This is a genomic window from Rhizobium sp. Leaf384 (genome assembly GCF_001424065.1).
In the GTDB taxonomy this organism is placed as follows: Bacteria; Pseudomonadota; Alphaproteobacteria; order Rhizobiales; family Rhizobiaceae; genus Ferranicluibacter.
In genome coordinates this window covers 271,294-293,679 of sequence record NZ_LMQE01000005.1, presented here as the reverse complement: position 1 = coordinate 293,679, position 22,386 = coordinate 271,294, and the positions used below count along the sequence as shown (strand labels likewise).

General features: G+C 60.8%; 14 protein-coding genes and 9 pseudogenes. 17 read left to right on the top strand and 6 right to left on the bottom strand.

Going from position 1 to position 22,386, the window contains the following annotated elements; all coding sequences use genetic code 11:
- Nucleotides 1-179: 179 nt before the first annotated feature.
- The 3 genes and pseudogenes from ASG25_RS09760 to ASG25_RS22685 all read right to left on the bottom strand — a co-directional run.
- Nucleotides 180-978, bottom strand: a pseudogene (locus ASG25_RS09760) (LacI family transcriptional regulator); the annotation flags it as partial.
- A gap of 1 nt (nucleotide 979) precedes the next feature.
- On the bottom strand, nucleotides 980-1,360 hold a 381-nt coding region (locus tag ASG25_RS09755; protein WP_162242192.1), incomplete at its 3' end, for a LacI family DNA-binding transcriptional regulator.
- Between the two features lie 80 nt (nucleotides 1,361-1,440).
- Nucleotides 1,441-1,593, bottom strand: a pseudogene (locus tag ASG25_RS22685) (LacI family DNA-binding transcriptional regulator); the annotation flags it as partial.
- A 257-nt stretch (nucleotides 1,594-1,850) separates the two neighbouring features.
- Here ASG25_RS22685 and ASG25_RS09745 point away from each other — a divergent pair.
- From ASG25_RS09745 to ASG25_RS09705, 13 genes and pseudogenes are all read left to right on the top strand, one after another.
- Nucleotides 1,851-2,465: pseudogene (locus ASG25_RS09745) on the top strand (substrate-binding domain-containing protein); the annotation flags it as partial.
- 1 nt (nucleotide 2,466) lies between these two features.
- A partial coding sequence (locus tag ASG25_RS09740) for a substrate-binding domain-containing protein (protein WP_156466896.1) occupies nucleotides 2,467-3,093 on the top strand: 627 nt, incomplete at its 5' end.
- A 1-nt stretch (nucleotide 3,094) separates the two neighbouring features.
- Nucleotides 3,095-3,223, top strand: a pseudogene (locus tag ASG25_RS23425) (ABC transporter substrate-binding protein); the annotation flags it as partial.
- Nucleotides 3,224-3,295: 72 nt separating this feature from the next.
- A pseudogene (locus ASG25_RS09735) lies at nucleotides 3,296-4,199 on the top strand (ATP-binding cassette domain-containing protein).
- Nucleotides 4,196-4,513: a hypothetical protein gene (locus ASG25_RS22235; RefSeq protein WP_082480051.1), complete on the top strand. Its 318-nt coding sequence runs from the start codon at nucleotides 4,196-4,198 to the stop codon at nucleotides 4,511-4,513. Before ASG25_RS09735 ends, ASG25_RS22235 begins: the two are co-directional and overlap by 4 nt.
- Nucleotides 4,489-4,880: pseudogene (locus ASG25_RS23230) on the top strand (sugar ABC transporter permease); the annotation flags it as partial. The gene ASG25_RS22235 and the pseudogene ASG25_RS23230, both read left to right, overlap by 25 nt.
- 1 nt (nucleotide 4,881) lies before the next feature.
- Nucleotides 4,882-5,503 (top strand): annotated as a pseudogene (locus tag ASG25_RS23225) (sugar ABC transporter permease); the annotation flags it as partial.
- A gap of 1 nt (nucleotide 5,504) precedes the next feature.
- Nucleotides 5,505-5,815, top strand: a pseudogene (locus ASG25_RS23420) (sugar ABC transporter permease); the annotation flags it as partial.
- 123 nt (nucleotides 5,816-5,938) lie between these two features.
- A pseudogene (locus ASG25_RS09725) lies at nucleotides 5,939-6,362 on the top strand (SDR family NAD(P)-dependent oxidoreductase); the annotation flags it as partial.
- Nucleotide 6,363: 1 nt separating this feature from the next.
- Nucleotides 6,364-6,780 (top strand): SDR family NAD(P)-dependent oxidoreductase (locus ASG25_RS09720; protein ID WP_156466895.1); only part of this gene is annotated, 417 nt, incomplete at its 5' end.
- 55 nt (nucleotides 6,781-6,835) lie between these two features.
- Nucleotides 6,836-8,473 (top strand): FGGY-family carbohydrate kinase, encoded by a 1,638-nt coding sequence (locus tag ASG25_RS09715; RefSeq protein ID WP_082480050.1) that lies wholly within the window; start codon nucleotides 6,836-6,838, stop codon nucleotides 8,471-8,473.
- Between the two features lie 392 nt (nucleotides 8,474-8,865).
- Nucleotides 8,866-9,237, top strand: coding sequence for a hypothetical protein (locus ASG25_RS09710; protein ID WP_062472953.1), 372 nt, complete (start codon nucleotides 8,866-8,868; stop codon nucleotides 9,235-9,237).
- A gap of 1,306 nt (nucleotides 9,238-10,543) precedes the next feature.
- Nucleotides 10,544-12,820: an EAL domain-containing protein gene (locus tag ASG25_RS09705; protein WP_062472951.1), complete on the top strand. Its 2,277-nt coding sequence runs from the start codon at nucleotides 10,544-10,546 to the stop codon at nucleotides 12,818-12,820.
- An 11-nt stretch (nucleotides 12,821-12,831) separates the two neighbouring features.
- On the opposite strand, the gene ASG25_RS09700 is transcribed toward ASG25_RS09705, so the two are convergent.
- A complete protein-coding gene (locus ASG25_RS09700; RefSeq protein ID WP_062472949.1) occupies nucleotides 12,832-13,167 on the bottom strand; it encodes a hypothetical protein in 336 nt (111 codons plus the stop codon).
- A 239-nt stretch (nucleotides 13,168-13,406) separates the two neighbouring features.
- Between ASG25_RS09700 and ASG25_RS09695 the strand changes: the two genes are divergently transcribed.
- The 3 genes from ASG25_RS09695 (at nucleotide 13,407) to ASG25_RS09685 (ending at nucleotide 18,163) form a co-directional block, all read left to right on the top strand.
- Nucleotides 13,407-15,137 carry a PAS domain-containing methyl-accepting chemotaxis protein gene (locus tag ASG25_RS09695; RefSeq protein WP_062472946.1) on the top strand — a complete coding sequence of 577 codons (1,731 nt, stop codon included), beginning with the start codon at nucleotides 13,407-13,409 and terminating at the stop codon, nucleotides 15,135-15,137.
- Between the two features lie 140 nt (nucleotides 15,138-15,277).
- A complete protein-coding gene (locus ASG25_RS09690) occupies nucleotides 15,278-17,293 on the top strand; it encodes a diguanylate cyclase (RefSeq protein WP_082480048.1) in 2,016 nt (671 codons plus the stop codon).
- 483 nt (nucleotides 17,294-17,776) lie between these two features.
- Nucleotides 17,777-18,163, top strand: a complete 387-nt coding sequence (locus ASG25_RS09685) for a response regulator (RefSeq protein ID WP_244479364.1) — start codon at nucleotides 17,777-17,779, stop codon at nucleotides 18,161-18,163.
- 7 nt (nucleotides 18,164-18,170) lie between these two features.
- On the opposite strand, the gene ASG25_RS09680 is transcribed toward ASG25_RS09685, so the two are convergent.
- Complete coding sequence (locus ASG25_RS09680; protein WP_062472942.1) at nucleotides 18,171-19,412, bottom strand: histidine kinase dimerization/phosphoacceptor domain -containing protein; 1,242 nt, start codon at nucleotides 19,410-19,412, stop codon at nucleotides 18,171-18,173.
- Between the two features lie 696 nt (nucleotides 19,413-20,108).
- Here ASG25_RS09680 and ASG25_RS09675 point away from each other — a divergent pair.
- On the top strand, nucleotides 20,109-20,471 hold the full coding sequence (locus ASG25_RS09675) for a response regulator (protein WP_062472940.1): 363 nt from the start codon (nucleotides 20,109-20,111) through the stop codon (nucleotides 20,469-20,471).
- 245 nt (nucleotides 20,472-20,716) lie between these two features.
- On the opposite strand, the gene ASG25_RS09670 is transcribed toward ASG25_RS09675, so the two are convergent.
- Entirely contained in the window at nucleotides 20,717-22,357 is a 1,641-nt protein-coding gene (locus ASG25_RS09670; RefSeq protein WP_062472937.1) for a cache domain-containing protein, read from the bottom strand.
- Between the last annotated feature and the right edge of the window lie 29 nt (nucleotides 22,358-22,386).

Sequence of the window (22,386 nt, the reverse complement as noted above, 5' to 3'; positions counted from 1 at the left end):
TGCCGTGCGCGCGGCGCGGCCCGTCCTGTTGCGGAGATCGCGTCTTTTTGCGGAACGGTGTCGGCGGCAGGGTCGGGCTCATACATGTCGCCCGAACGTGTGCAGCGGTTTCGGGAAACGACATGCATCACTACAAGACCTTCAAGCGCGTTGCGTGAATCCTTTTTCCCGCAACGCGCTTAGAATGCGATGTTCTCGCGGAAGATCGACGGAATCTCGATCAGCGCTTCCTTTGCCTTGCCCTGTTCGATGATCGAGAACACGGCGTCCAGCATGCTCTTCACGTCCTGGCGTACCATTTCGATGTCGTCGCCGAGGAGCGCGGCGAAGGGATCCCAGTCGAAGCAGCCGATGACGGGCGAGCGTGTGCCGTAGTGGCCCGAGCGCTTGATCCAGCGCATCACGCCTTCGAGCGATATGGTGGAGTTCACGAACATTCCGTTCGGAAGCGATCCTTCCGTTGCCGCCAGCGCGGCCAGCGAGGCCTCCGCCTTCTCCGGCGCATAGCCGCTCGCCAGGATATGGCTCTCGTCGACGGCCACGCCGATATCGGCATGGGCCGCGCGGAACCCGCGGATGCGTTCCCCCGTATTGTGGTCGCTGGCCCGTCCGCCGATGAACAGCAGCGGCTGGGCTTCTCCGAGCTTGATGCGGCTGTTCAGCATGATGCGGCGGGTCAGTTCGCGCGCGCCGGAGAAATTGTCCGAGATGATCGAGGGCGCCTTGGTGCCGGGCAGATCGAGGTTGAGACTGCCGACGCCTGCAGCCGTGCACAGGTCGCTGATACGGTCCGGATCGGTCGCGCCCGTCGAGACGAGCCATTCGACCTGATAGGACAGCATGGTCCGCGCCGCCTCCAGCTCCAGTTCGGGATCGCGACGCGTGCAGGTGATGATCGGAAACAGCCCGCGCTCGCGCGCCATCGTCTCGAAGGTCTCGACGATCGAGCCGAAATACCGATTGTCGTATTTCGGCACGNGACCTGGTAGGACAGCATGGTCCGCGCCGCCTCCACCTCCAGTTCGGGATCGCGGCGCGTGCAGGTGATGATCGGAAACAGCCCGCGCTCGCGCGCCATCGTCTCGAAGGTCTCGACGATCGAGCCGAAATACCGATTGTCGTATTTCGGCACGATCATCCCGATGATCTTGGACTTTTCCCGTCGCAGCAGGCTGGCCTGCATGTTGACCGCATAGCCCTGCTCGTCGGCCAGTGTGGTGATGCGCTCGGCCAGCTTGGCACTGATCCGACGCTTCTTCCATGTTCCGTTGAGGACCGCACTGACGGCGCTGGCCGACGTCCCGGCRAGCTCCGCCAGATCGTAGATCGTGGTCTTCTTCGCGGATTTTTCCTGATTCACGCCTGGCTCCATTCAAACCCACCTTGACAGCAAACCATCCCATGACAAACATGCTTCATCGATTGAGCAGACTTGCACACGGCCAGTGTGGTGATGCGCTCGGCCAGCTTGGCACTGATCCGACGCTTCTTCCATGTTCCGTTGAGGACCGCACTGACGGCGCTGGCCGACGTCCCGGCGAGCTCCGCCAGATCGTAGATCGTGGTCTTCTTCGCGGATTTTTCCTGATTCACGCTTGTCTCCATTCCGAACGCAGCTTGACACCAATTCCATCTCGTGACAAATATGCTCCATCGATTGAGCAAGCTTGCGCAATCGATGAATTGGTCGACTGGAGGGTCGGCCGGGTGAGGAGTCCCCTTTCGAGCGACGCGGGCGCCGGCCACAATGGTCCGGCGGCAAGCGCTATCGCGCCTGATGGCGCGACGCGTGCCGGCGAGCGGTGCGGCGGGGTCTTCGGTGATGCAGACGGATTCAAAAGGAGGAGACTATGACTATTCGCTCTACACTGCTGGTGTCGACCGCCGTCGCTGCCATGTTGTCAGGATCTGCCTTTGCACAGGAGGCCGCGACCGTCGCGTTCCTGATGCCGGACCAGGCGTCGACGCGCTACGAGAACCACGATTATCCCGGCTTCAAGGCCGAGATGGCCAAGCTTTGCGCGGCCTGCACCGTGATCTACCAGAATGCCAATGCCGACACCGCGCTGCAGCAGCAGCAGTTCAACTCGGTCATCGCGCAGGGGGCAAAGGTCATCGTCCTCGACCCCGTGGATTCGGCAGCGGCGGCCGCGCTTGTCGAAATCGCCCAGTCGCAGGACGTCAAGGTCATCGCCTATGACCGTCCGATCCCGGCCAAGCCGGCCAACTTCTACGTGTCCTTCGACAATGAAGGCATCGGCCACGCAATCGCTCAGTCGCTCGTCGCCCATCTGAAGAAGAGCGGCGTTGCCGAGGGTGCCGGCGTTCTGCAGATCAACGGTTCGCCGACGGATGCGGCGGCCGGCCTGATCCGGGACGGCATTCATCGCGGCCTGAAGGACTCCGGCTACAAGACGCTGGCCGAGTTCGACACACCGGAATGGGCGCCCCCGAAGGCGCAGGAGNATCGCTCAGTCGCTCGTCGCCCATCTGAAGAAGAGCGGCGTTGCCGAGGGTGCCGGCGTTCTGCAGATCAACGGTTCGCCGACGGATGCGGCGGCCGGCCTGATCCGGGACGGCATCCATCGCGGCCTGAAGGACTCCGGCTACAAGACGCTGGCCGAGTTYGACACRCCGGAATGGGCGCCCCCGAAGGCGCAGGAGTGGGCTGCTGGCCAGATCACCCGCTTCGGTGCYGACATCAAGGGCGTCGTTGCGGCCAATGACGGCACCGGCGGCGGCGCGATCGCGGCCTTCAAGGCAGCCGGCGTCAACCCCGTGCCCCCGGTGACCGGCAATGACGCGACCATCGCCGCGCTGCAGCTCATCATTTCGGGCGACCAGTACAACACGATCTCCAAGCCGTCGGAAATCGTGGCCGCGGCCGCCGCCAAGGTTGCCGTCCAGCTCCTGAAGGGCGAGACGCCGCAGGCCAAGACCACGCTGTAYGACACGCCCTCGGAGCTTTTCGTTCCCGCCGTCGTCACGGCCGAGAACATCAAGGCCGAGATCTTCGACAAGAAGATCCAGACCGCCGCCGAAGTCTGCACCGGCGAATATGCCGACGGCTGCGCCAAGCTCGGCATCAAGTAGNCTTTTCGTTCCCGCCGTCGTCACGGCCGAGAACATCAAGGCCGAGATCTTCGACAAGAAGATCCAGACCGCCGCCGAAGTCTGCACCGGCGAATATGCCGACGGCTGCGCCAAGCTCGGCATCAAGTAGGCCCCTCGAAGCAACCGGCCGGTCGAGCACCGCGCTTAACCGGCCGACCCTTCTCAATAGAGAGCGCGCAACATGTCTAACAGACAGACGGAAGGCCCTGTCACGGGCGGTCCTATCCTTCGCTTGACCAATATCTCAAAGAACTTCGGCGCGGTTTCCGCGCTGACCGATATCGACCTCGAGGTGAAGGCCGGCGAGGTCGTGGCGCTCGTCGGCGACAACGGCGCCGGAAAATCGACCCTGATCAAGGTTCTCGCCGGCGTGCACCAGCCGACGTCGGGGCAGATCGAGTTCTGCGGCAGGCCGGTCAGTCTCGACAGCCCCAGCCGGGCGCTGGAGCTCGGCATCGCACCAGCCGACGTCGGGGCAGATCGAGTTCTGCGGCAGGCCGGTCAGTCTCGACAGCCCCAGCCGGGCGCTGGAGCTCGGCATCGCCACGGTGTTCCAGGATCTGGCGCTTTGTGAAAATCTCGATGTCGTCGCCAATCTCTTTCTCGGCCACGAAGTGTCGCCATGGAGCCTCGACGAGGTGGCCATGGAAGTCCGCGCCTGGACGCTCCTCAAGGAGCTCGCGGCCCGTATCCCGTCGGTGCGCGAACCGATCGCGTCGCTCTCCGGTGGTCAGCGCCAGACCGTCGCCATCGCCCGTTCGCTGCTGCTCGATCCCAAGATCATCATGCTCGACGAGCCGACGGCGGCTCTCGGTGTGGCCCAGACGGCCGAGGTTCTCAATCTCATCGAGCGCGTGCGGGCGCGCGGGCTCGGCGTCATCATTATCAGCCACAATATGGAAGACGTGCGCGCCGTCGCCGATCGCATCGTCGTGTTGCGGCTGGGACGCAACAACGGTGTCTTCAGTCCCGATGCCTCCAATCACGAGCTTGTCGCCTCGATCACCGGCGCGACGGAAAACGCCGTGTCGCGCCGCATCGAACGCAAGTCCGACGTCACCCATACCAGCGGGAGCACCGCATGAGCCAGAACCCAACAGAAAAAGGCCCGGCGCTCGACCGCAGCGATGTCCGCGTCGTCCATGCCGAAGGTCTGTCGGGTGCCCTGCGCACCCTTGTCGGCCGCGTCAAATCCGGTGACCTCGGCATGCTGCCGGTCGCCATCGGCCTGATCGTCATCTCCACCGTCTTCAGCCTTCTGAATCCGATATTTCTCGCGCCGAACAACCTCGTCAACCTGCTGTTCGACTGCGCCACGGTCGGGATCATCTCGCTCGGCATCGTCTGCGTCCTCATCCTTCCGGTGACCTCGGCATGCTGCCGGTCGCCATCGGCCTGATCGTCATCTCCACCGTCTTCAGCCTTCTGAATCCGATATTTCTCGCGCCGAACAACCTCGTCAACCTGCTGTTCGACTGCGCCACGGTCGGGATCATCTCGCTCGGCATCGTCTGCGTCCTSATCCTGGGCGAGATCGACCTTTCCGTCGGTTCGATGAGCGGACTGGCCTCGGCCATCATCGGCGTTCTCTGGGTCAATTCCGGGCTGCCGCTSGYGGTTGCCATCGGCGCCGCCCTYGTCACCGGCGCTGTCGTCGGCGCGCTCTACGCCTTCATGTACAATCGGCTCGGCATGCCGAGCTTCGTGGCCACGCTTTCCGGCCTTCTCGCGCTGCTCGGCCTGCAGCTCTATATCCTCGGGCCGACNCTACGCCTTCATGTACAATCGGCTCGGCATGCCGAGCTTCGTGGCCACGCTTTCCGGCCTTCTCGCGCTGCTCGGCCTGCAGCTCTATATCCTCGGGCCGACCGGCAGCATCAACCTTCCCTACGCTTCGCCGCTCGTCCGCTTCGGCCAGCTCCTCGTGATGCCCGGCTGGATGTCGACCCTGCTCGGTCTCGTGCCGGGTCTCGTCATGGTCGTCGTTGGCCTGTCCGTTCGAAAGCGCCGCGAGGCCGTCAACCTGTCATCCCAGCCGCTGAGCACGTTGTTCGTCAAGGCGGGCATCCTCACACTCCTGATTGAAGCGATCGTCTATTACCTCAACCTCGGGCGCGGCGTGCCGTGGATGTTCGGCCTCTTCGTGGCGCTGGTCATGGTGCTCAATTATGGCCTGACGCGCACTCAGTGGGGGCGGTCCATGTTCGCCGTCGGCGGCAACCGCGAAGCCGCAAGGCGCTCCGGCATCAACGTGCGCCGCATCTATACCAGCGCCTTCGTGCTCTGCTCCACCCTCGGCGCCCTCGGCGGGATCCTGTCGGCATCCCGCCTCGCATCGTCGAGCCAGCAGGCCGGCACCGGCGACGTCAACCTCAACGCCATCGCGGCCNACCCTCGGCGCCCTCGGCGGGATCCTGTCGGCATCCCGCCTCGCATCGTCGAGCCAGCAGGCCGGCACCGGCGACGTCAACCTCAACGCCATCGCGGCCGCCGTGATCGGCGGAACGAGCCTCTTCGGCGGACGCGGAAGCGCCTATTCCGCGCTGCTCGGCATCATCGTCATCCAGGCCATCTCCAACGGCCTGACCCTGCTCAACCTGAACTCGTCGCTGCGCTACATGATCACCGGCGCCGTGCTCGCCATTGCCGTGATCGTGGATTCGCTGGCGCGCCGCTCGCGCGTCAGCCACGGCCGCGCCTANCTCGTCGCTGCGCTACATGATCACCGGCGCCGTGCTCGCCATTGCCGTGATCGTGGATTCGCTGGCGCGCCGCTCGCGCGTCAGCCACGGCCGCGCCTAAGAAGAAACTGGAGAACCATCTGATGTCTGATGTCATGAACGGAAAAGTCGTCGCCATCACCGGTGCTGCCTCGGGCATTGGCCTCGCCTGCGCGCGAACGCTCATCGGCGAGGGAGCCACCGTCGTCCTGATCGACCGTGCCAAGGACAAGCTCGACACGCTCTGTGCGGAGTTGGGAGAGCGTGCCCAGCCGCTGGTCATCGACCTCATGGACGGCGCCGAGCTTTCCGGCATACTGCCGCGCATCCTCGAACTTGCCGGACGCCTTGATGTCTTCCACGCCAATGCCGGCGCCTATGTCGGCGGCGCGATCGCCGAGGGCGATCCCGATGCCTGGGACCGGATGCTGAACCTCAACATCAACGCCGCGTTCCGGTCGGTCCATGCGGTCCTGCCGCATATGATCGCCCAGAAGTCCGGCGACATCCTGTTCACGAGTTCGATCGNTGGGACCGGATGCTGAACCTCAACATCAACGCCGCGTTCCGGTCGGTCCATGCGGTCCTGCCGCATATGATCGCCCAGAAGTCCGGCGACATCCTGTTCACGAGTTCGATCGCCGGTGTCGTGCCGGTGATCTGGGAGCCGATCTACACCGCATCGAAGTTCGCCGTTCAGGCCTTCGTCCACGCGACACGCAGACAGGTCGCGCCGCACGGCGTTCGCGTCGGTGCGGTGCTGCCCGGTCCGGTGGTCACCGCGCTTCTCGACGACTGGCCGAAGGCGAAGATGGATGAAGCGCTGGCCAATGGCAGCCTGATGCAGCCGAAGGAGGTGGCCGATGCCGTGCTCTTCATGCTGTCGCGGCCGCGCAACATTACCATCCGCGATCTCGTGATCCTTCCAAACAGCGTCGATCTCTGATCGGCATCTGATCTGCCCGACAGCGACAACCACAGACGCAGCCAGAGACAAGACGATGACCCATATAGACAGCGCCGACATGAAGCCATTCCATCGATATGTCGTCGGTGTGGACGTGGGGACCGGCAGCGCGCGCGCAGGTGTATTCGACATGGAAGGACAGATGCTGGGCGTTGCCAAACAGGACATCACGCTGTTCCGCGGCGCCGGCGGAATGGTCGAGCAGTCGAGCACCGAAATCTGGTCCGCGGTCTGCGACGTGGTCCGCGGTGCCGTCGCCAACTCCGGCATCGACCCGGAACTGGTGATTGGCCTCGGCTTCGATGCGACGTGCTCGCTTGTGGTACTTGGGAACGAAGGCACGTCGCTTCCCGTCGGTCCATCGGAAGACCCTGAGCGTGACATCATTGTCTGGATGGACCATCGTGCCGTCGCGCAGGCGGAGCGTATCAACGCCGGCGGACACGACGTGCTGCGATATGTGGGCAACCGTATCTCCCCCGAAATGCAGACTCCAAAACTTCTTTGGTTGAGGGAGAACCGACCTGACATATTTGATGCCGCCTGGCAGTTCTTCGACCTAGCCGACTTCCTGACCTGGAAGGCTACCGGCAGCCTTGCCCGGTCCACCTGCACGGTCACCTGCAAATGGACCTATCTGGCGCACGAAAATCGTTGGGATCCCCGTTACTTTCGAGAGATCGGTCTCGACGTGCTGGCAGACGAAGGCTTCGCGCGGATCGGCACGGAGATCGTATCGCCCGGAACTCCACTCGCGGAGGGATTGTCGACGGAGGCGGCTCTCGCCTTCGGCCTTCGGACCGGCACCGCTGTCGCCGCGGGGATGATAGACGCTCACGCCGGGGGGATCGGCACTGTTGGTATTGACGGGGGGCCGCGCGCGAATCTAGGATATGTCTTCGGAACCTCCTCCTGCACGATGACCTCGACCACCGAGCCGGTCTTCGTTCCCGGCGTCTGGGGTCCCTACTTCTCCGCCATGGTGCCGGGGATGTGGTTGAACGAGGGCGGACAGAGCGCGGCCGGCTCGGCGATCGAGCATCTTCTCAGGTTTCATCCCGCGGCCGCGGCGGCGGAGCAGGAAGCGGCTGCCGCCGGTCTCTCTTTGCCTGTCCTCATCGCCGACGCGGCCGCCTCATGCGCGACATCGGCGTCACAGGCCGTGTTGCTCGCCGCTGGCCTGCACGTGGTTCCCGAGTTCCTCGGCAACCGCGCGCCGTTCGCCGATCCTCACGCCCGTGCCGTTATTTCCGGGCTCGGCATGGAGAACGACAAAGACAGTCTCATTGCGCTCTACATTGCCGGACTCTCCGGCATCGGCTACGGCTTGCGCCAGATCATCGACGCGCAGACACACGCCGGCGCTTCCGTGGACAGCGTGGTCATTAGCGGCGGAGCCGGCCAGCATGATCTCGTCCGCCAGATCCTCGCTGACGCCTGCGATAGGCCCGTTATCGCCACGCGCTCGGAAGAACCGGTACTTCTTGGCTCTGCAATCCTCGGGGCGGTAGCAGGAGGAGCGTTCGGGAGCCTGGGCGCGGCTATGCAGGCTCTTGCCCATGTCGATCGTACGTATGTGCCTGCCGATGGTAAGATCGCCACTATCCATCAACGACGCTACGGTATCTTTCGGGACCTGCAGGAACAGGCGCGGAAGTCGAGAGACGTCTAAGGACGCGCCGGATCTAGTCGGCGGCATCGCGCGGAACGCGCCCCGGACACAGCGACCGCCCATGCCGACTTGTCCTCGACATGGGGAAGCTGCAAACAATGCGGACGCACTCGATGGCAAATGGAAGCCTCCATAACGCGCCTCGACCAAGGTACGCGGATGCATTGATAGTATCCGGTATCGCGAAGACCCATGGCGTCGATCATTCGCATCAGGATACCTAAGGTCGCGAAAGCTGCCTTTACGCTAGCCAACGCTTGCTGACCCGACGTAAGGTCGAACCCGTCATCGAAACATAGCGTAAGCCTATCGCCGGCCTGGGGCACTTGCAGACGACAAGTAGGTGGCACGTCGACATCGGCTTAGCTCGAAGAGGAAAGAGGCTGCTTCTCATGAACGGCGGATCAGGCAACGACCTTCAAAAGGCTCTACTGTTGTTGAACCAGGAGGTCCGCGTGCAGGGACAGCAGATTGTGGCGCTGCAAACCGTTGTCGCGATGCTTCTGACCGAGATCTGCCTTCTCAACCCGCCGCCGTCCGACGCTTTGATGCGGATCGGAGCGCGGCTGACCGGGACCGCCGCGGGAGTGGTGGAAGGCTTGTACAGCAACGTCTCCGGCGCGCGGGAAGGGGTGGGCCGGGAAATAGACGAAGTCGTTGAATTCGTCGTAAGGGTCTCTGAACATGCGCTCGCTTCGCGTTTGTCCGTGACCGATGCGCCTGCGACCGCGGTGATGGACGGGCCGAAAGAGCAGGACGGGTGATCACCCGATAGAGGAATGGCTAATCTCCCTGGCTCAGGTACCACTACTTTGGGTGATGTCTCATAATGCACTGATCTAAGTCAGTTTAAGCGAACCAATGGGTGCGTCTTGAGAGTGACGGCAGTTGACATTCATCCACATCGGTTCGCGCCCACTTGGCGGAAATGCGGATACCGGCGCAAAAGTATAGAGCGCCCTATGGTGTATGCCGCTGCCACCAGCAAGCGGAACGAGGGTTAGGGGAGGCAACAGGGATTTCTCTCGTCAGTCCTGTAAGCGCTCGAAAAAGGTGTTCTCGAAGATATGTGCTAAGTAAGATTACCGCTTCTGGTCCTTACGATCCGCACACACGACTGCACGGTCCAAATTGCGGCGATCTGAGGCGCACGGCAAAAGGCCCCATTCGCGCCAGTCGAGCTCGATGCCGACTATGACGGCTACGGCAACGAGGACACGTATCGCGGCCGGGCGGAGCCTCTGCTTCGAATACGCCGTCAGTACGCGGCGGATAGGGAATGCCGACAGTGATTTGGCCAAAGCCTTGGCACGGCGTCCAAAGTTTCGAGTAGGGCCCCGAAGCGATCGACTTCGGTCCCCTTCCGCCTCTATGCCATGACCGTCCTGAAATCACGCAATCTACCGACGATGTCGCGGAGGATGCATTACGGACATCGTTCCTATTTGGGCGGGATTATCGAAAGCGGAACGATACTGCCATCGACGGCTCCAGTTGACGATCGAAGTTTGGGGATGGATGTTGGGGTCACGACGGCGCCGCATCTGCGGAATATCGCGCTCGGACAGGTCGCCGGGAGTGGCGCCGCGCAACTCGAACGACGGTTGAGTTCACTGCTGTTGTTGCGGATATGTCCGAGGCGTATGCGGCGAGATCCACTTCCGTCGTGCCATTCCCCAGATCCGAAAATGTTAAGCTCGCCTGTCGGTCCGCGTTCCTGGCTGTCGCCGAAACCGAGATGATTGCGCCGCATGCGGCAAGGGCGACCGCGTTCGGTGCTCAGACGTGCGCTATCTACAACTCGTAATCCGTTGGAATATTTTGCTAGGACTCGCAATTGGTCGAGACCAATAGTTGATATTATTATGTGATTGGGACGTTGACGATCCGTCTGTAAGCAATTTCAGGCGAAATATATTAACTTGTCTGTAAGCCGGTAACGTTAAAGTAGTGGATGCTGCAAATTGCGGCGTGTTTGGGCCTGGTATGGGGCAAACTGCCGGCAGAGCCGTGGGATACACGCTGTTTCTCCGTCGGACTGATTAAGGCATAGACTGAATGAACGCGCGCATGACCAAGTATCGCTTTCTTCTTGTTGTGGCCCTGCTCGCGGTTCCCAGCATCGTTTTCGGCTGGTTATTCGTTTCGCAAAGTCAGAAGGCGATTTCGTTCGCCATGAGCGAGCGTGCCGGTGTGGAGTACCTACGAGCGGCGATACCGCTATTGGAAAACCTCGGGAATGAAAGCGCACCCGCAGATCTTCTTCGTCTCGCCCGGTTCGATGCCGTTCGCGTGGAACTGGATCCACTGTTTGGCACTGGACCTTTGTCGAACGCGGTCAAGTTTGCTCTCCGCGATCAACGCGTCGACCCAGAGGCGATTCGTTACGCGCTCCTGGCGTTGATTTCAACCATCAGCGACAGATCGGGTCTTACGGTAGATCCGGAGATCGACAGTTACTATCTCATTCAGACGATGGTTTTCGCGACACCTCAAGTCATCGCTTCCGTCGACGCGCTCGCGCAGCTGATGTCGTCGACCCAGGCGGTTCCTCCGGCACTTTCCCAAAACGCCTCTTCCCTGTTTCTCGAAACGATGCGGCTGGAAGATGCGCTTGCAGGTATGAGGCGGACGTACACCCGTGCGCTGGCCGCCAACAAGGACAATTCGCTCGAGCGGAGTCTTTCCACCAAAGTAGAGCTGGCGATGCGCTCTATTCACCTCATGTCCATCTCTGGACACAAGGTCCGAGCAAACCTTCTTGAGGGACAGTTCCGCAAAAGCGAAAATTTCGTTCCAAGCGATGGAAAAGACGAGAAGAAACTCGCCGTCCAGGCTTGGGAGGCGATGAGCACCAGCCTGGAACGGCTGATCGAACAACGACTGGAAAGTCTGCGAGGGCACCGAAACCTAGCGCTCCTTCTTTCCAGTATCGCTGCCGTCGTGGTCTTCTTCATAGGACTGAGCGTGTTCAGATCCCTGATCGTCGAATTAGACCAGAAAATCGTCTTCCTGGCACATCATGATGCGATGACACGCCTCAAGAACCGGGCGGCGTTCTCCGAAGAGATGTCAGAACTCATCGAGAAGGTGCAGGAAAACGGAGGAGGTTTCGCGATTCACGCCGTCGACCTGGACGGTTTCAAGACGGTCAACGATGCTCTGGGGCACCATGTCGGAGACCAGGTTCTCCAGGATGTGGCCGTGCGTCTTCTGCGCCTGGTCTCGAACGGCGATATCGTCGGGAGACGGGGCGGCGACGAGTTCGTGATTCTCCAGAACGGTTACGCTGCCGGGACAGTCGACAGCCTCGCGAACAGGATCCTGACGACACTGCGGGATCCCTTCATTATATCGGGCAAACCGGTAGGTTTAACCGCGTCCGTCGGAACGGCAATCTTCGGCTACCACGGCGACACGGAGACGAAGCTTACGCAGTCAGCGGATTTCGCTCTAGACGAGGCCAAGCGGCTCGGAAAGGACCGCGCCTGCGTGTTCGACGCCAAGATGGAGGCAGAGCAGCGCCGCAAGGTCGCGCTTGAAGAGCGCGTTCGCGAAGCAGCGGCCAGATTGCAGTTCTCGTTGGCATACCAGCCACAGTACAGTGCCGACGGTTTGGCCATTACGGGGTTCGAGGCGTTGCTGCGGATGGACGACGGCGATGGCAATCCGGTCTCCCCGGTTGCGTTCATCCCGGTGCTGGAATCTCTGGATTTGATCGGAGACGTGGGCAGATGGGTGCTGCAGCAAGCATGCAAGACGGCGACGCTGCTGCCGCCCGATGTTTTGATCGCCGTCAATGTCTCTCCGCTCCAACTCTCCAAAGGGAAACTTGTCGACGACGTGTCCATCGCACTCTCACATAGCGGCATTTCCCCGGCAAGACTTCAGCTTGAGATAACCGAGAGCGCTGTCCTCGCGGATACCACGGTCGTGCTGGACGAGCTGAATGAACTGAAAGCAATCGGCGTCTCCATCGCCATGGACGACTTCGGTACTGGTTACTCTGGACTTTCGTCCCTCTGGAAATTCCCGTTCGACAAGGTGAAAATCGACAAGTCGTTTCTAAGCGACCGAACCATCCGCGGCAGGCACGCACTCGACACGGTCGGTGCTATAATAGACTTCGCGCATACATTGTCGATGGCCGTGACGGTTGAAGGCATCGAGACACAGGTGCAGGCTCGGAAAATGCAGGAGCTTCGTTGCGATCAGCTGCAAGGCTTTTACTTGAGTAAACCTGTTCCCGAAGCCGATCTCACCGCCTTCCTTTCGCAGTCGTTCACGCAACGAACGCCTGTATCCGCCACGCAGGGAAGCGGACGCAGGGTGAGTGTCAACGCATAGCGGCAGTAGCGTCAGGCATCACCTGGAGGCGATCTTCCGCCATGGCGCCCACGAGCGTTTGGGCTGTAACTCCAATGCGCAATGTCGGGACTGTCTACGTAGCGCCCCATGCCGCGAAGATGGGCGACGATCTTCTTTCTCAAAAAGTCTCTCTCGCCGAACTTATTGACTATAGCCCGTAGCAGGGGTGCTGCGGCCGCATAGGCTATGGGGCCAAGGTCGGCGTCGCCGATGCTGTAAAACTCGTCGCCGTATGCGCAGATATCGCATCCTGCGACGATAACCGCTTCGACGAACTCCGGGATTTCAGATGCCTGCATGAGGCGAACCGCGATCTCTATTGCCATCCGCTTCCCCGCCGGCGGACGAGCATGTGCGGATGCTCGACGTTCGGTTGACTGAGCTTTTCCGTAAGACGAATGAAGTTCGCGCTTGCCGTTACTTGTAACGCCACCGTCACCCCCGCTGCTGGACCTTTTTTTTCTGTCGGTCGTCGCAACACCGAATACGGGTCGCGCTTAGTAGGTATTTAACCTTGAAGTCGCATCATCTTCTTCAACATATTTTCGGGATCCGGGAAAGTCTTATGCCGCGCTTCAAACCATTCGACTTCCAGGCCGGACCGCTCCTCGAGGCCATCAATCGTTCTCAGGCGATCATTGAATTCGACCTCAGCGGTAATATCATCACCGCTAACGAGAACTTCTGCAAAACTCTCGGGTACCGGTTGTCCGAAATAGTGGGCAAGCACCACCGCATGTTCGTCCTCGAGGAGGAAGCCGCGACCGCCGAGTACAAGGAATTCTGGTCGAAGTTGTCGGCCGGCCAGTTCGATCAGGGACAGTACCGTAGAGTGACGAAGGGCGGAGACGAGATCTGGATCGAGGCGACGTACAATCCGGTATTCCGACGCGGAAAGCCTTACAAAGTAGTCAAGCTTGCCACCGATATCACGGCCTCGAAGAGGCGCAACGCCGAGGCCGATGGCAAGCTCGCGGCACTTTCCCGGGCCCAGGCCGTTATCGAATTCCTTCCAGATGGCAAGATCCTTTCGGCGAACGAGAACTTTCTAGCCGTTCTCGGTTACGAAGCACATGAGATCGTCGGTCGGCATCATTCGATGTTTTGCGAGACGGAGTATACCGCGTCGGCATCATATGACGAGTTTTGGCGGAATCTCCGATCCGGATGTTTCGCGACGGATCAGTTCATGCGGATCGGCAAAGGGGGCAGACGCGTCTTCATTCAGGCTTCCTACAACCCGATTCTCGACGAGCACGGCAAGGTGTTCAAGGTCGTCAAGTTCGCCATCGACGTCACGGATCGTATGTACGCGGTCGAAGAACTGGGTGCCGCCCTCGAGCGCCTTGCGCAATGCAACATCCGGATAACGCTCGATCACCCGTTCGTCGGCGAACTCGAGCGGCTTCGTACGGACTTCAATTCTTCGCTGGCAGCCTTCCAGACAACGCTCACCAATGTTCTCGGACAGACCGGAGACCTTACGAACAGCAGTCGTGAGATGCGCTCCGCAGCGGTCGAGCTGTCTGACCGGTCGACGAAGCAGGCGTCCGCTCTGGAACAGACTTCAGCCGCACTCGTCGAAATCACGGCGACTGTGGAGTCGTCTACGGAGAACGCTCAGCAGACGCGTAAGTTGGTTCAGACAGCCCGTTTGTCTACCTCCTCGTCAACCACCGTCGTGCGGGAGACAGTCGTCGCGATGAACGGCATAGAGGTTGCCTCGCGGGAAATCACGCAGATCATCGGCGTCATCGACGAGATAGCCTTCCAGACGAACCTGCTCGCCCTCAACGCGGGAGTGGAGGCAGCTAGGGCGGGAGAGGCCGGCCGAGGGTTCGCGGTCGTGGCGCAGGAAGTACGTGAATTGGCACAGCGATCCGCGAAGGCCGCCAAGGAAATCAAGACGCTGATCGGCAATTCCGAACAGCGCGTGCTCGATGGCGTGCGCTTGGTGGGCAAGACGGGCGAGGCCCTTGCCGAAATCGATACACTGGTCAAGGCGATTGACCATAACATAGACGCGATAGCGACTGCGTCGCAGGAACAGACCGCAGGACTCCGGGACATAAACCGTGCGGTAAGCGATCTCGACCTCATGACGCAGGAAAACGCAAGAATGAGCGAGCGAACGATCGATATCAGCTCGACGCTGGAGCATGGCGCGGACGCACTGGCCGAACTGGTTGCCCTCTTCAAGCTGAACCGTCGGGAGCTACAACGCGACGGAACCTCGTTCCCGGCTGGTCAGAAGAACTCCGCTTCACTGGATACCGGACGTGGTCGAGCCGCGTGACTGCTCCCAATCTACGTTCGCCCTCTTGGCGCGGGCATAGGCCGGGCAGGTGACCGGAGCCCGAGCCAGGACGAGCGTGAGCCCTGAACGTCCGCCTCCCGCTCGGTCGTTTTAGTCGACCCGGCGTGACGACCTGTTTGATGCATGACTCGTTGGCGTATCGTCGAGGTCGATCGGGTACCAGAAGTCTATTCACTAGGACGATGCCTATGACGCTTTGGAACGACCTTCTCGGAAACCTCGCGGTAGTCGCTATCTGTACGTCGCTCTGGACTTTCGGAAACAGGCGGTTCGCACGGTTGCACCGGAACGCGTCTCCGCTTGCCTTGGGGATCATCATGGCAGGCGGTGTCGTGTGCGTCATGATGCTTCCCTTCGAATTCATGACCGGTATCTTCCTGGACTTACGATACACGTTTATCGGGATCAGCGCGGTGTTCGGCGGTCCCCTAGCCGTCGTCCCTTCTCTCGTGGCCGCGCTGTTGATGCGGTTCAAGCTTGGAGGAACAGGCGTCATGCTCGGCGTTACCCACATCCTGCTTACCGCGGGGCTTTGTCTGTCGCTCTGGCGAATGACGCGGGCAAAAGGCGTCTCGACGTATTCTCTGACCGTGGCCGCGGCGGCAGTGTGCCTTGGCGGAACTGCCGGGTTTTTCATCGTCATCCCGGCCGACCGGTGGAGCGAAGTATTTCCGCCGGTCCTTATTCCGTTTGCCTGCCTCCTGTTCGTCTCGACTGCCATAGCGGGCTTGGCCATTCTACAAGAGCGTCGGCGCATGCTCGTGACAGACGAGAACAGGATTTATCGCGCGATCATCGAGGCGCTTCCGGACTGCCTTAACGCGAAGGATATGGCTGGACGCTTCGTCGCGGCGAATCCCGCTACTGCCGCTTTGATGAAGGTATCCGACGTTTCGTCACTTCTCGGCAAGACCGACGCGGATTTCTACCCTCCGGCGATTGCCGCGGAATTCAGGAAGGTGGAACTGGAGTTGATCGGCCGGGGCGCGCCCTTGATGGTCGAACAGAAATTCAGACGCCCAGACGGGCAGAACACTTGGCTCGCGACACTGAAAGCGCCGATCCTTGACGAGAGGGGTGCCGTTACCGGAATCGTCACCCACAATCGTGACATCACGATCCAGAAACAGACCGAGCTAGACCTGGCGACAGCACAGACGCGCCTTGCTGACGCCGTTTCGAGTATGGCTGACGGCCTGGCGATGTTCGATCGCGACGGAGTTCTGTTATTCCGAAACGAGCGTTATCTCGAGCTGTTCCCGTTGACCGCCGATATCCGGGGTGTGGGGTCCCGCTTGAAGGACGTCCTGAAGTTGGCGATCGAACGCGGCGAGGAGCAGGCCGTTGCGGGATGCACCGAAAATACCGTCGAACGGTCCTATGCGTCGCTCATGTCGGCGGGGAAGCGTCAGTTTCGGCTCGCAGACAGACGATGGATCGAAGCCCGAACCAGGGAGTGCCAAGACGGCGGCGCTATGATTGTCTTCACCGACGTCACGGCTGCGAAGGAAGACGAGGTGAATCTGAAGGCTTTGAATGTTCATTTGGTGGGACTGGCCACAACCGATTCTCTTACCGGCCTGGCGAACCGCCGCGCTTTCGACGCGGCTTTCGACGATCTGACGCGGGACTGTCTACAAGCTGGAGACGATCTCGCTCTTCTGATGATCGACGTGGACTGGTTCAAGGCATACAACGACACCTACGGGCATCCCGCGGGGGATGCCTGCCTCAAGACCATCTCGGCTGCTCTCGCTCGGACAGTGGCGACGTATCCGCGTGCGGTAATCGCGCGGTACGGTGGCGAGGAGATCGCGGTCATCGTTCCGGGCGTCCGGGAATTTCAGGGCTCGGCGCTGGCATCCTCGCTTTGTGAGGCAGTTAGGGCGTGCGCGTTGCCGCATGCCGCGAGCGAGAAAGGCATTGTCACGGTAAGCGTCGGATCGGCATTGCTGAGCAAGCGTACCGGACGTCGCAGAGGCGATCTTCTGGCAGACGCGGACGCAGGCCTTTACGAAGCGAAAGCTCACGGACGCGACCAGGTGCGATCTGCACAAGCCCCGAAAGCTTTTGTCGCGTCGCCGTCCGACATGCCGCTGTCTGCGGAGGTACCCGTACGTTCGGTTTCGATTTGAGCGCGTCAAATCCAGCAGCGCGCCGGGTCCAATTCCGCTGCGCCTTGAGGAGCGGCGAGGCGGCGACCTCATATTTATCGCGCGACGTCGCTATGCCGCCTTCGACCGGCCTGCCGTCTCAACGCGGCGGCTCAACGGGATAGGAGGCGGTACGATTGCTTTCTCAAGGCATGCGGACGGCCTGTCTAGGGCAACAATGTCGAACTGGATGAACCGGTTGGGGGAAGGCGCCCGCGCAGGCTGAAGCGAGCGCCCTCCGGATCGAATGCGTGATCGACCGTACCTGCGATATACGGAGCGACCATTCGCGCGATGAGCTTGGAGCCGAATGCGAGTACCGCGCGCGCGGCTAGATGCGGCTAAGGCGGGTTGTTCAGGCGCTACACGTTAACGACACTCGATTATGTTGGCGGAAATCCGGTCTTTCCGGTTGCTATCGGAGACCCGCGGACCATATAGAGGGCTGAACTGCAGCGGAACATCATGGCTCAGAAACCGGAAATGACGTCGACGATCCTCGTCGTAGAAGACGAAATCCTGATACGGATGGACGCCGTCGATTATCTCTCTGACGAAGGCTTTCAAGTCCTTGAAGCCGGTTCGGCAGACGAGGCGCTGCTCGTTCTCGAAAGCCGCGGCGATATCGATTTCGTTTTCAGCGACATCAACATGCCAGGCAGTCTCGACGGTCTCGCGCTGTGCCGGAGCGTCGCGGAACGGTGGCCGTGGATCGGAGTTATCATCACTTCTGGGATGATGAGGCCGAGCAAGACGTCGCTTCCCGAGCGCACGCTTTTTTTCGAGAAACCGTACGAGTTCAAGCGCATCGTTGAAAGCCTTCGACGCCTCGTGTTGCCCAGGCCGGTTTAGTGCGCATTTAGGGCACCGACTGGGCGCATGGAACTATCTCGGCGGGTGCCGGTAAGAAATCCAACTCGTAGACAGTTCCCGGATCGCCCTCTGTCCATCGGCCAAGTCCGCCGAGTTGGGCGCTCAAAGAACGGATGAGCTTGAGGCCGAGCCCGCCGCTGTCCGTGGTTTCGAAACCAGTGGGCAAGCCTTTGCCCAAGTCGCTGACCGACAGGCGTAGCCGTCCGTTGGTCTCCCTCGACAGCTCTACTATGACCTCTCCTCCATCCTCTCCATAAGCGTACTTGAACGCGTTGGTCACGAGTTCGTTGACGAGCAGACCGACCGTGACAGCCTGTTCTGTGGAAACTTCCACGCCGACCGAACGGCAGACCACGACGCTCCCGGACGCCGACGCCGTGAGTTGTTCCGAGAGATCGCTCAGGAAGTCCCGAAGATCGACGGCACGGCTCTGGTTGTTTCTCCACAGGCGGTCATGCACGGCAGCGACGGTGCCGACACGCCTTCCCGCTGATCGCAGCGCCTGCGCGACCTCCGGATGAACGGATGTCCTTGCCTGCATCGAAAGCAGTCCCGCCACGATCGACAGGGAGTTCTTGACCCTGTGACTAACCTCCTGGGTCAGTACCTCTTGGAAGGCAGCAGCGGCCTTCAACGCGGATTCGCTGACACGTAGTTCATGCTCGCGTCGGTCACGCTGGATAGCCACGCCGAGCAACGCTGCCAGCCCGTCAAGAAAAGTCACGTCGTGCTCGTCGAAGCTGCCCTCGATAGGGCTGTCCACTTCCAATACGCCATATCGCGCCTGTTCCGTCTGTATGATGACGTTGATCGCCCGGGTGATGCCATGCTCGACAAGCAGGGACGGGGTCCTGAACCTCTGCTCATTCGCAAGATGATTGGAAATCACGGCCTTGGCCGAGTGAAACGCATACCCGGCCGGGCTCTCGAGGTCGTCTCCAACCGTGGCTTTTCCGACCACTCCGGCATGCCATCCGACCCCTGCTACCACCGTGAACCCGGCACCGTCCCCGCGGTGCTCGAGAACTTTGGAATGGCACACCCTCAAACCTGACGCGGCTACCCGCGTCGCCTCCTGCAACAGAGTATCGCATGCGCGAGCGGCCAACGCGAAGTAACCGAAACCCGCCAGCAGGCGCTGTTGTCTTAGACGATACGCAAGTTCTTCCTGTGGCGGAACTTGCGCAGGACGAGGCGAGAGTTCTTCGTGTAGGTCAGGTGTTTCCAACGTGCGTCCCTCGACGGATTCATGAACGGTGCGCGACGCAGATGATGACGACGTCGAAGAAGGGTGTGGCTTGGATATGGCTTCACTCGCAAGTTCCGTCGGAAGCTTGTTTGAACCTCGGAAGCTGTCGGGAACCCTTTCGCGATACGCACATTTTGAATGCGACGCAAGAGGATACCATGTGTGCGATCAACCGAAGAAACGCTTCGCCACAAATCGTTTGCCTCCGGTCAGGTTGACCTTGTTATCTGTGACCAACCACAAACTAGCGGCTCGGCCTATGGCGAAGCTGACTTATGCCATGCCCGAGAAGCAAGGCGTGCTCGATTCCAACCCGCACCCGAACCGAAAGGATGCGGGCGCGCGTAACGCGCGTTCGCCTGCGAACAGGGGAAGTCGACCAATGCGTCGAGGGTGCCTACGTGCGCGTGACAAGCGGAGGACATCGAATTTTCCCTCAAGAAGCAGATCCTGGGAAGCGGGATTCCATACGCGGCGGAAGGCCGAAAGGCCGTTGTCCTCCGTCATCGAAAGGGCGGATCAATCGTGATCGGCATCAACACCACGACGGTACCCCCCGGAAAGCCGATCTCTTCGACGTGCGTTGCTCCGTCCGCCATGGAGCTCGGTCAGACTACATCGCCCCGCGGCGTCGGTCTGGAAAGACAACCCGCCCCAGCCATGACGAGTGATGACATGCGAAAAGCGAAGCGTTTGAAAGCTCTTGTTGTTGAAGACGAACCCCTGCTTCTGGTCGATATCGTCGATCTCGTTGAAGACGAGGGTTTCACGGCTCTCGAAGCCGCCAACTCCGATGTCGCACTCGCAGCGTTGGCGGATCACCGCGATATCGATGTCATCATCACGGATATCGACATGCCGGGTTCCGTGAACGGGTTGGAACTCGCCCGCCGCGCGCGGGAGAGATATCCGGATATGTCCATCGTCGTCATCTCCGGAAAATTGAACGCTTCGCAGGACGACGTACCGCCCGGCGGGAGCTTCATCCCGAAACCCTATCTACATTCCGCGATCATTCGAGCTTTGCGGCGGGGGTAATATTCGATTTTCGTCGATCGGCCTGTACCGGACGTCGAGCCCGGAAACTCAGCGTGCCATCATCCGACAACGGCAGAAGCGATGCCGCCGGAGCGTGTCAATCGCTCGACACCGACAAGCGGGGGTCGCGCCGAAGTGTCGCCGGCCCAATCGTCGCGAGGTGTCGCGGGCAGTTGCGAGGGCGCGGATGTGGCTTGCCTCGCCCTGTACGAAGATGGGTTGGTATAACCACTCGCTGTCGATAATCAGTCTTCCGTTTCGATGACGAACGTGAGCCGGAATAAGAGTCCGCATTCGTCGAATGAGAAGGTCACAGAGGGACTGGCCGTCGATGGGAACGAGTTGCGGATCAGCCTTGAACCGAACCCGTCCCTAACCGGCTGCACGACTGGCGGACCGTCGACCTCGCGCCAGGAAAACGACACCTCGTTCCCGGATTTCGTCCAGTCGATGACGATACGACCTGTCTCGTGGCGAAGCGCACCGTATTTGACGGCGTTGGTAGCGAGTTCGTGCACCACCAGCGACATCGAGAGTACGAGTGTCGCCGGAAGCAGCACAGGCGGGCCGTCCAACTTGAACTGTACGTCCTGATCGGCCCGGTGAGGACGCAACGCCCGCTCGATGACGGCCTTTATCATGCCTTGCTGCTGCTGCTCTGCGAAGAGGATATCGTACCCGCTTGCCAAGGCGGCAACGCGCTCGGAAAAAGAACGGTACTCGGCGGGTGTCTGTTGTTTGAAGGTCTGGCGCGCTATCGCCTGGATGATCGCCAACGTGTTCTTCACGCGGTGACTTAACTCACCCGCTAGAAGCGCGCGCGCTTGTTCGGCTTGTTCCGCGGTCAGGCGACGTTGCTCCAACTCGTCGAGGAGCCTGTCGAGTGCCGCGCCGACGACGTGCAGCTCGTCGGTGCCCGTCATGCCCGTCCGCGCGTCGGTCTCTCCATGGCGCCAACGTTCAAGCACGTTCGCTATACGATGTATCGGACGGAGTATGAAACGACCGCCTACAAGCGAAGCGGCTGCCAACGCGAGGACAGCGCCGCCTATGATCGACAGGACACCTATCACCGTCGACCTGTTGATAGGTGCGAAGGCGTCGATCTTCGAGATACCCGCGCTGACATATAGCCGGTTGTAAGGCAGGCCGATCGGCTGATAGCCGAGTATCCGCTCTGTACCGTCCTGGCTGGTAACCTCGAGAACGCCAGGGTTCGGGGCATGGATCAGCTTTTGATACGGGTCTGGAATCCTTGTCCCGACAAAGCGTTCCGGGAAAGGTTCGCGGGCGAGGATGATCCCACTACCGTCCGCCACAGTAACGGCGTTACCTTGGCTCGTGCCGCGTTCTTCGATACGCTGTTGCAGCCATTCAAGTCTCAGGCCCGTCACGATGACGCCGGTGACCCGCCCATTGCGTCGAAGCGCCAACGCCACCGGGAGGACCGGACGGTCCGACAGGCGGCTCTGCGTGTAACCGCCGACCACGTAATCGGTCGACCGAAGCGCAGTCTGGAAATAGGCGCGGTCCGAAAGATCCAGCCCAGCTGGGCGGCCCAAGCTGTCGCAGACAAGGTGGCCCGTCGGATCCAGTACGACAATCGTTCTGATAGACGGTACCTGTGTGGCGATGCCCTTCAGGTCGTCAACGCATCCCGCGCGGTACTGTCGTTCCACGCTGTCCAGCGTGGAAGTGGCGATCAAAAGGCTGTGCAGGCCTTCGAGGATGCGTTCGATCTCGGACGAAGCCTGGCGGGCCGCCTGCGTAGCCTGCGCGCGAACCTCGTCGTTCCGCTCCTGCCGACTGGCGTACTCGTTGTATGAGAGCATCGCGACGACGGGGAGGAGCGCTGATGCAGCGACTGCAACAAGTTTTCGTCTCATCGAGCCCCCAAGGTCCGGCCAACAAACCG

Coding starts and splice junctions, on each gene's coding strand:
- ASG25_RS22235 (WP_082480051.1), top strand. CDS start 4,196: ATGAGCCAGAACCCAACAGAAAAAGGCCCGGCGCTCGACCGCAGCGAT.
- ASG25_RS09700 (WP_062472949.1), bottom strand. CDS start 13,167: ATGGCAATAGAGATCGCGGTTCGCCTCATGCAGGCATCTGAAATCCCG.
- ASG25_RS09690 (WP_082480048.1), top strand. CDS start 15,278: ATGCATGACTCGTTGGCGTATCGTCGAGGTCGATCGGGTACCAGAAGT.
- ASG25_RS09715 (WP_082480050.1), top strand. CDS start 6,836: ATGACCCATATAGACAGCGCCGACATGAAGCCATTCCATCGATATGTC.
- ASG25_RS09705 (WP_062472951.1), top strand. CDS start 10,544: ATGACCAAGTATCGCTTTCTTCTTGTTGTGGCCCTGCTCGCGGTTCCC.
- ASG25_RS09695 (WP_062472946.1), top strand. CDS start 13,407: ATGCCGCGCTTCAAACCATTCGACTTCCAGGCCGGACCGCTCCTCGAG.
- ASG25_RS09710 (WP_062472953.1), top strand. CDS start 8,866: ATGAACGGCGGATCAGGCAACGACCTTCAAAAGGCTCTACTGTTGTTG.
- ASG25_RS09675 (WP_062472940.1), top strand. CDS start 20,109: ATGCGAAAAGCGAAGCGTTTGAAAGCTCTTGTTGTTGAAGACGAACCC.
- ASG25_RS09670 (WP_062472937.1), bottom strand. CDS start 22,357: ATGAGACGAAAACTTGTTGCAGTCGCTGCATCAGCGCTCCTCCCCGTC.
- ASG25_RS09685 (WP_244479364.1), top strand. CDS start 17,777: ATGGCTCAGAAACCGGAAATGACGTCGACGATCCTCGTCGTAGAAGAC.